This is a genomic window from Kosmotoga sp., from assembly GCF_982836095.1.
In genome coordinates, this window is sequence record NZ_CEYIHJ010000069.1 from 1 (window position 1) to 8889 (window position 8889).

8 protein-coding genes are annotated in these 8889 nt (G+C 43.0%); 3 read left to right on the forward strand and 5 right to left on the reverse strand.

Translation table 11 applies throughout. The features are described from left to right. The first annotated feature begins 296 nt into the window (after window positions 1-296). Both AC3LHT_RS05950 and AC3LHT_RS05955 read left to right on the forward strand, forming a co-directional pair. Window positions 297-1742, forward strand: a complete 1446-nt coding sequence (locus AC3LHT_RS05950) for a radical SAM protein (RefSeq protein WP_488662266.1) — start codon at window positions 297-299, stop codon at window positions 1740-1742. A 19-nt stretch (window positions 1743-1761) separates the two neighbouring features. Next, complete coding sequence (locus AC3LHT_RS05955) at window positions 1762-2340, forward strand: TetR/AcrR family transcriptional regulator (protein ID WP_290645411.1); 579 nt, start codon at window positions 1762-1764, stop codon at window positions 2338-2340. A gap of 26 nt (window positions 2341-2366) precedes the next feature. On the opposite strand, the gene AC3LHT_RS05960 is transcribed toward AC3LHT_RS05955, so the two are convergent. Both AC3LHT_RS05960 and AC3LHT_RS05965 read right to left on the reverse strand, forming a co-directional pair. After that, a complete protein-coding gene (locus AC3LHT_RS05960) occupies window positions 2367-3191 on the reverse strand; it encodes a MurR/RpiR family transcriptional regulator (protein ID WP_290645409.1) in 825 nt (274 codons plus the stop codon). 2 nt (window positions 3192-3193) lie between these two features. Next, window positions 3194-4183: a BMP family ABC transporter substrate-binding protein gene (locus tag AC3LHT_RS05965; RefSeq protein ID WP_488662267.1), complete on the reverse strand. Its 990-nt coding sequence runs from the start codon at window positions 4181-4183 to the stop codon at window positions 3194-3196. A 410-nt stretch (window positions 4184-4593) separates the two neighbouring features. Between AC3LHT_RS05965 and AC3LHT_RS05970 the strand changes: the two genes are divergently transcribed. After that, the gene (locus AC3LHT_RS05970) at window positions 4594-5823 is read left to right on the forward strand and encodes a glycosyltransferase (protein ID WP_488662268.1); all 1230 of its coding nucleotides are present in this window, start codon (window positions 4594-4596) and stop codon (window positions 5821-5823) included. On the opposite strand, the gene AC3LHT_RS05975 is transcribed toward AC3LHT_RS05970, so the two are convergent. Genes AC3LHT_RS05975 through AC3LHT_RS05985 form a run of 3 tightly spaced genes read right to left on the reverse strand, consistent with a single transcriptional unit; the run spans window position 5824 to window position 8694 of the window. After that, a complete protein-coding gene (locus AC3LHT_RS05975; RefSeq protein ID WP_488662269.1) occupies window positions 5824-6960 on the reverse strand; it encodes an ROK family protein in 1137 nt (378 codons plus the stop codon). Between the two features lie 16 nt (window positions 6961-6976). Then, on the reverse strand, window positions 6977-7813 hold the full coding sequence (locus tag AC3LHT_RS05980; protein WP_290645401.1) for a carbohydrate ABC transporter permease: 837 nt from the start codon (window positions 7811-7813) through the stop codon (window positions 6977-6979). Continuing rightward, window positions 7810-8694, reverse strand: coding sequence for a carbohydrate ABC transporter permease (locus tag AC3LHT_RS05985; RefSeq protein WP_290645399.1), 885 nt, complete (start codon window positions 8692-8694; stop codon window positions 7810-7812). The genes AC3LHT_RS05980 and AC3LHT_RS05985 overlap by 4 nt, the downstream gene beginning before the upstream one ends. Window positions 8695-8889 lie beyond the last annotated feature (195 nt).

The window sequence follows — 8889 nt, forward strand, 5'->3', positions numbered from 1 at the left end:
GATTAGAACTCAGGTTTAGATGTTTTCTCTTTCGCAACTTAGTTCTTGATATTCTTGCTACTCGCAACTCTGTTCCTTTCTTCCTCCTGACTGCCTCCTTTATTTTATCCTACATCGGTTCTTGATTTACTCGCTACTCGAATCACGTTACTCGGCTTCTCACCCACTATCCCGCAATAATTCACATTGTTCCATCAAACTTGTTCCACAGTAGTAAAGTAATCGCATAACGGAAGAAACCTTCGCGGAGTAGTATTTTACCGACCGGTAAGTAAATACTCTATGGGGGTGAACACATGGGATTTGTAGATAGTATGAAGCAGTCCATGCTTAAGCAGGCTGGCAAATTTGTGGGCAATGTCGTCAGGAACTCGTCTGAAGAAACTATGTACAGGCTTTTCGCGACTGTTGCTGCACTCAGTAAAGAACCAGCCAAGAGCGGATTGAAAAAGCTCGCAAACATGGCCAAAGAGAAACACCCTATGATCACATCCTGGAAGGAAGTTTTTCAGAAAGCGAGCCCAAAGGCTGTTGAAAAAGTGATGACTAATCTCGTCATCAATGAATTCGCTCTGGGCGAAAAAATCAGGCAGGAAAAAATGATGGAACATGAATTAGTGCTTCCCAAGCTTGTGGTTATCAGTCCCACTTATGCTTGTAACCTCAACTGCGTTGGCTGTTATGCCGGGCTATATGGAAGAAAGTACCAGCTCTCGAAGGAAGAAGTATGGAACCTCATCAGGGAAGCCAATGAACTCGGCATTTACTTCTTCATCATTACCGGTGGAGAGCCCTTCGTATGGCCGCATCTTTTCGAAACTCTGGAAGAATTCAACGACAGTTACTTCCAGATCTACACAAACGGCACTCTCATCACCAAGGAAAAGGCTGAAAAACTCGCTGAACTCGGCAATGCGACTCTTGCTATTTCGGTTGAAGGCTTTGAAGCTGAAACTGATTGGAGAAGAGGAAGAGGTGTCTTTGCGAAAATCCAAAATGCCTGGGAATACCTGAGAGAAGCTGGTGTGATCTTTGGCTCTTCAGTCACAGCCACGAAAATGAACCATGATGTCCTGCTGAAGGATGAATTCTGGGATTTCCTGAAAGAAAATGGTGTATCCTATGCCTGGGTATTCCAGTTTATGCCCGTCGGAATGAATCCCTCAATGGATCTCGTTCCTACAGCGGAGCAGAGGTATGAGAGATTCTTTAAGACAGAAGAACTAAGACTTGGCGGAAAATTCGCTTTTGTCGCAGACTTCTGGAATCATGGATTCCTCACACACGGTTGTCTTGCCGCTGGTGCAAAGTATTTGCATGTCAATGCCAAGGGTTATGTTGAACCCTGTGTTTTCCAGCAATTTGCTGTTGACAGCATCAGGGAAAAAAGCCTCCTGGAAATCTTGAAGTCACCTTTCTTCAGCGCTTATAAGAGAATGGTTCCATACAGCAACAACTTGTTCAGACCATGTCCCATCATTGACAATCCCAAAGTGCTCAGGGCTATGGTGAAAAAGTTCAATGCAATCCCTCAACATGATGGAAGCGAAAGAGTAGTAACCGAACTCGCACCTGAACTGGACAAACTCGCCGAAGAGTGGAAGGTTTACGCCGATAAGCTCTGGTACGAGCATGGTTATGCAGAAACCCACCCTTCAAAGCGTGGTGTATACGATTTTGAGACCAGAATGAGAAGATACGCAAATAACGAAGAAAAACTCGCCCTTGACAAGAAGGCGTGAGATTGGCGGTGAGCCCCCGGTGAAAAAGAAAATGACTACAAGGGAAAGGATTTTGTTAGCAGCGCGAAAGGCCTTTGCCGAAAAAGGGCATGATGGTGTAAGTATGTCTGAAATCGCCAGTATTGCCGGGGTGAAAAAAGCTCTCATCTACTATTATTTTCCAAGCAAAGAAGATCTTTACTATGAAGTCTGGCGATATTCGCTGGATGAGCTTGAGGAACATCTATTCAAAGAAGTGGAATCCGAGAATGTATACCTGAAGAAGATAAAGAGATTACTCAAAGCTTATGTTGACTTTGTCACTAACAAGAGGGAAACAGTGAAGATCATTCAGCGCGAAAAAGGCAATTTGGCCCGGGAAGATCTGGAGATGTGGAAAAAAGCACGTGAGAGATACAACGAACTCAGAAACAAAATCTCCAAATTGATTGATTCTGGAAAGAACAACAAGGAAATTCTGGAAATCGTTGACTCTGAAGTAGCAGCAGAATTGATATTGAACGGTCTAAACATCACAGACGATCCGGATAAGCTCGAGAGAATAAGAGAGATTATCTGGAGGGGTTTATCAAATACCATCGAAAGAGCCGGGAATTAACCCCGGCTCTTTTTCTTTTTTCTTCACTATCGCCTTTTCAAATCGAGCACTTCTTTGAACCTTTCGTAGTATTCTTTCGCCTTTTCATCCTTTTTCAGTATTTTGATGAACAGTTCATCAATCACAAAGGACTGAACGATTCTCGTTGCAATACCACCATCTCGCAATATGAGCTTTTTGAAATGAGTATTCAGCGCAACATCGGCTTCTTTAGAGAGAATAGAGCTTTCCGGGGCGATTGAAATCACCTTTGCTTTGAAGTGTTTCGCATGCTTAACCGCTGCATATAGGTCTCTGGAAGTTCCGGTGCTGGAAATTGCAACAACCGCATCCCCCTCTTTTAATCTGGAAGCAGATATCATCTGCATATACCCGTTTTCTATGTGCTGCACCCTTTTGCCTAAAAGCACAAGTTTGTGGTAGAGATCCAACCCCTCGATAGAATCAAAGCCAAAGGAATATATATCAACATATCTGGCATTGCCGATTATTTCCGAGGCCTTTTCGAGTTCTTCTCTTCTCAGATGTGCGAGTTCGGCTTCGATGAGTTCGGCCACAAAACCGTTGTAATCGCCAAAAGTGCTTTGAACATCATCCAGATTCACGTTTCTTGCAAGTGCTAAATTCATCTCCGATGCAAGGGTGAGCTTCAATTCTGAAAAGCCGCTAAATCCCAATTTCCGACACATTTTTATCACTGTCGAGGGTGCAACGCTGGCCTTTGCAGCAAGAGATTGAACGGACATTTTCACCGAACTTTCAGGATTTTCGAGAATGAAACGGGCTATTTTTTCTTCGATTTTTGTAAGAGCTGGCAGTTTTTCGTTGAATTGGTTGATGAAGCTTTTCATAACTATTCCCCCAAAGCGTTAATTAGAGAGTATTTCAAGAGTATGTAATAGGCTTTTACGATCTCCTGTATCCATTCGGGAACGTATTTTTTGTAATTTTCATCATCGAAGGTGAAACCTATTACACCTTCAGGAACGCCAACTCTGATGTTTTTCCCATAGGTTAGTTTACCTTCGCTGGCTTTGATAATGGTATCGTATACTACTCTGTCAATATGTTTTAACGCACAAGCAAGGATAGTCCCGGGGCTGAAGGGGATTATGTTGGAATCCACACCTATCACATATGTTCCCCTTCTTGTCGCTTCGTCAATTATACCAATTCCAGTGCCTCCCGCTATGGAAAGGATTATATCTGCGCCTTCATCTAATTGCTTTGCGGCTAATTCTTTCCCTTTAGTCGGGTCAGCCCAGCTGCCTGCTACGCTGAAAAGAACACGTGCATCAGGGGTAACGAGTTTTACACCCCTTTCATAGGCAGGCTTCATTTTATTCGTCATCGCAGGATAAGTATCACCGGCAATCAAGCCGACAACATGTTCGGGATTTGCACCCGGTAATTCGGAACGAGTAATGAGGCCAGCAAATATTCCGGCAAGGAAAGACATTTCTTCGTCATGAAATCCTATTGAATAAACATTTTTCACTTCCACATTGAGAACCCCATCTAAAAGGGCAATTTTTTGCTCCGGGAATTCCGTTGCCACTTTTTTTACGGGGTCTGGCATGCCTTCTGTCAAGGTGATCAGCAAATCGTATCTTTTTGATGCAGCCATAGACCTGAGCAATGGTTCCCATTTCCCAGGATTATAACCACCCTCAACCAATTTCAGCTTTATGCCCGCCTTTTCGGCCTTTTTCGCGCCGGCCGCAACCAATTCATAAATAGGGTTGCCTCCGATTTCTCCGGGAATAAGTATTCCGACACTGTACTGTCCGAAGGCACTCGTGATTGCCAGCAGTACGATAAAGAAAAACAAAGCCTTTTTCATAATCCACCTCCATGAAAAACCAAACACGTTAGGAAATTATATTTCCTTCATTAAAAATATTATTCGCATTTCATTTCCATGGAGTTGCGCGGCTGGAAAGATCTGTTTAACTTCAAAGGTTGACATTTTCAATTATAACAGAAAGTATTTATTAAAGACTCATCACCTCATGGATAAAGCCATCCCTTTTCGAGAGCATACAATACCCTATTTATAGCGTGGATATAAGCGGCCGTTCTCATATCAACGTCGTATTTTTTAGCTATTTCTTTTGTTTCGGTATAGGCCTTGTTCATACGATAAGGTACCAAATGGTAATGATCAAATGCTACATGCATTCTGTATAGTAATTTGTTCATACAATGAATAAATGATGTATAATAAATAAGACAACAAAAGGAGGGATGAAGATGCTCAAAGTGCATACAGGCTCAAGAAGCATCAAGGATTATACGGGGATAATTCCTCATGCGGAATTTGAAAAGATATTAAGCCTCAGCAATAAGCTCAAAGGGCTCAAAGTGCTGCATATAAATGCAACGGCCTTTGGAGGCGGAGTCGCTGAGATTCTACATACCCTTGTGCCTCTCATGAACGATGTGGGTTTGTCCGCGGATTGGAAAGTAATAGAAGGCACTCAAGAATTTTTTGAACTCACCAAACGTATGCATAATGCCCTTCAGGGAAAAGAAGATGACCTCACCGAGAAAGATATTGAATTGTTTATGAACATTACCAGGAAAAATTCCGATGTGAATTTTGGGGAATATGATGTTGTAGTGATTCACGACCCCCAGCCGGTAGCCATTCCAGCGGTTGTCAACAAAGGGAGTGCGAAACTCGCCTGGCGATGCCATATCGACACTTCAACTCCAAACAAGAAATTCATGGCTTTTATCAATTCTTTCATGAAACACTATGATGCCGGAATCTTCACCTTGAAAAGGTACGCCGGGCAGCTTTCAATTGAAAGACTATATGAAATTCCTCCTTCTATTGATCCTTTAAGTGATAAGAACAGAGAACTGACTCAGGAAGAACTGAAAAAATCCATTGAGAAGTTGAAGATTGATCCAAATAGGCCGGTTATTACGCAGGTCTCGAGATTTGACCCCTGGAAAGATCCAAAGGGTGTAGTTGATACATACCGCAATCTAAAAAAGAATCATCCAGAGCTCCAGTTGCTCCTTATCGGCTCCATGGCTACCGATGACCCTGAAGGTTGGGAGATTTACGAAGATCTCCTTCGATATGTGGGAATGGATTATGATATCAAGGTGCTCACCAACTTGAACAGCATTGGAAATATAGAGGTTAATGCTGCGCAAAAGCTAAGCCAGGTTGTCCTTCAAAAGTCACTTCGTGAAGGTTTCGCGTTAACCGTAAGCGAAGCTTTGTGGAAAGGCACGCCTGTGGTAGGAGGCAACGTAGGCGGTATCCCGCTGCAAATAATCCAGAATGTGAATGGATACCTTGTCAACAGCGTGGAAGAAGCGACTAAATACACCGATATGCTTTTGAAAGATCCCATACTTAGAGAAAAAATGGGAAACAAGGGTAAGGAAATTGTCAGGAATAAATTTCTCATTACCCGCCATTTAAAAGACTACCTTGAACTTTTCCGGGATCTGGTACGCTGATTATTCCTTTAATTTATTCCTTATAAAGTGCCTAAGTGCAAGGAAGGCAGCACCGCGTTGCCATCCTTGCACTGATTTTATTTTCTTCACTTCGGGCAAGTAGCCCCATTCTTCTGGAATCTGCGCGAGTATTTCGGCTTTTATCTCTTCGAAGATCCAGTTTGATACCAGCCCTTCGCCGCCTATCCATACAAGAGATGGCCTCAAAAGGAGCGAAATATTGGAAATCGCTCGACCGAGTTTTTTCAATACTGGCTTGTAAACACCTTTATTCTTTCCTGCTTTTGCGGCGCTCCTTATCTTTTTTATCTCTTCCCTGTAGTTCCCAAAATTCTCCACGAACATTTTAATTGAGGGTCTTTCCGCAATTAAAGAGTATTCTGAAGCTACAGTTTCAAGGCAGCCTCTTCTGCCACAATAGCACGGCTCTCCATCTGGATCATATGCCATATGTCCCAATTCAAAGATGCTCTTTCCATCGCCGCTGGTGAGAATGTCTTCACCATCGAAAAAAGAAGCTCCTATTCCGATGCCAAAAGTAACGGTCAAAGAAGTGCGGTCAAAAACACCGGATTCTACCATCTGGCCTACATGCAGCGCATCAACATCGTTGAAAAGTAGAAAGTCCAGTCCTCTTGTCTTCAACATTTCCTGCAATTTGAATTCTCTTAAATTGAGGATCGGGGAACTGAAAACTTCTTTCTCTTTTAGATCTATGGTACCAGAAACAGCAAATCCTAAGGTCAAAGGCCTATGGTTAAGGATCAATTTTTGTATTTCCTGTATGATGTCTTCTTCAAGATTATCGGTATCATCGAAGGGAATGACAATAGATTCAACTTCAGAAAGGGAAAAATCAAAGACCGTGGCGCTCAGAGATTCACGACCGATTTTTATTCCCATAACATTCCCATATTCAGGATTTAAGGATATCATTTGGTTCGGTCTGCCACGTCCGTAAGATACATTCTTGATTTTCACCATACCGAACTCTTTTAAACTTCCAAGCAGATAACTGAGTGTGGAGTTTCTCACTCCCACTTTTCCTGAAAGGGCCTTTCGTGACACTTCTTTTTCGATGAAAACCTGCTCCAATAGCCTCGTGAGGTTGTCCCATCGGATTTCGTCCACTCTCACAATATCACCAACTTCTCTATTTTATTGTCCAACCAACCATTCCTTTTACATAATACCGCTGAAGTAGCAGGTAAATCAAGATGGGCACAATCATAACCATTATTGAAGCGGCTGACAATAGCCCCCAATCGACATGGTAGACACCTCGCATCAGAGGGACACGCTGGGTCATCAGCAATTTATCAGGCGAATAAATGAGAATCAATGCCAGGAAAAAATCACTCCAAACCCAGGTGAACTGCAAGGCTGAGGCTGAAGCAATAGCGGGGAAAATGTTTGGCAGGACAACTCGATAGAATATTTGAAAGTCACTGGCTCCATCAATACGTGCCGCTTCTTCGATGGATATTGGCATTGTTTTGAAATAATTCCGCATGAAAAAGGTAATCCACGGAATACCCCATGCAGTATGAAGCAATATCAACCCCATGTATGTATCTACCAATCCGAGGCTACTCATCATCTGAAAAATGGGGACGGCAATCATTTGCTGTGGTAACGCCAGCGTCAAAACAACGGCAATTATGAGTCCCTTCCTGAGAGGGAAATGGTATCTTGAAATCCCATATCCCGCTAAAGTAGCTATGAAAAGCGGTAATATCGTTGCGGGCAAAGCAATAATCAAGGAATTCTTCATTCCAACTATTAAGGGAGCAGTGGGATGGTTCAAAGCGTTGATGAAATTGCTGAATGTTGGGGTAAATTCCTTAAAGTGCCACCAGCCGTTTATCACTTCATCAAAGGGCCTTATGGCTGTCATTAATATGCCTATCACAGGCAAAATCCATATCAAGCCAATGAACCAGGCGAATATATTTAAGAATACTTTTACCCAAATTCTTTTCTTCGTCATTCGGCCTCATCTCCTGCTGATTTAATCATGGGCACTGCTGCTACAAGTGTGGAAAGTGTGATTAACACCGCAACAACAGCAGCTTTGCCAAAATCCCATTCCCGGAATCCATACATATACATTTGCAACGCGAGAACATTCGATGCTCCACCGGGACCACCCATGGTTGCGACGTACACAATATCGAATATCTTTAATTCCCAGAGGAGGGTCATCGTTATGACGACAACAGTAATGGGTTTTAGAAGTGGTATGGTTATATTGAAAAACATCCTTACTGGAGACGCACCATCTATTTGGGCAGCTTCGTAGTAAGATTTGGGGATGGTCTCAAGACCTGCGGAATACAGGATCAGACTGAACCCTGCCCATAGCCAGGTTGAGCCAAATATCAGTGCCAGAAGTGCTGATTCAGGATAGGCGGTCCATGTTTGAGTGGTTAATCCGAAAACACCAAGAACCATGTTGACCACTCCAACATTCTCTTCAAACATAAACCTCACCATGATGCCGCCTACAATCATGGGCATGACCATTCCCAAAAAGATGATGGATTTTATTATCGTCCCCCCTTTTATATTTCTCAGGATAACGGCAAGGAAGAGCCCCAGGAAGGTTGTGAGGGGGAGGTGAATTGCTATCCACATTAAGTTATGTATAAGTGCTCCAAAAGGAAACCCTCTTTCAAATCCCCTGAGATCAACGATATCCTTGCTCGTAAGAACCTCTTTGTAGTTGGAAAGGGTTAGTTTGCCATCCTCCCCTACAAAACTCAGAGTTATCGTTCTGATAGTTGGATACAAGACAAAAACCGCGATTAACAAGGCCGCGGGTAAGATGAACATCATAAGGTGTTTAAAGCGCGCTTTTCTCAAGACCAAGACAATCTTCCTCCTTTAATGCCCTTAACATATAGAAGGCCCCCATCAAGGGGCCTTCAACTACCAATTCAAAAGATTATTTGGGCATTTTTTCTTCAAGGGTTTCAAGGACATCATCAAGTCTCTCTGGTCTAACCCAGAGGAGTTTTAACTGATCCCAGAAAGCAGGCTGCCAAAGCCCACCAATGGAATCAT

Excerpts from the sequence above, each read along its gene's own strand:
- AC3LHT_RS05980 (WP_290645401.1), bottom strand. The coding sequence starts at position 7,813 with ATGACGAAGAAAAGAATTTGGGTAAAAGTATTCTTAAATATATTCGCC.
- AC3LHT_RS05970 (WP_488662268.1), top strand. The coding sequence starts at position 4,594 with ATGCTCAAAGTGCATACAGGCTCAAGAAGCATCAAGGATTATACGGGG.
- AC3LHT_RS05960 (WP_290645409.1), bottom strand. The coding sequence starts at position 3,191 with ATGAAAAGCTTCATCAACCAATTCAACGAAAAACTGCCAGCTCTTACA.
- AC3LHT_RS05950 (WP_488662266.1), top strand. The coding sequence starts at position 297 with ATGGGATTTGTAGATAGTATGAAGCAGTCCATGCTTAAGCAGGCTGGC.
- AC3LHT_RS05965 (WP_488662267.1), bottom strand. The coding sequence starts at position 4,183 with ATGAAAAAGGCTTTGTTTTTCTTTATCGTACTGCTGGCAATCACGAGT.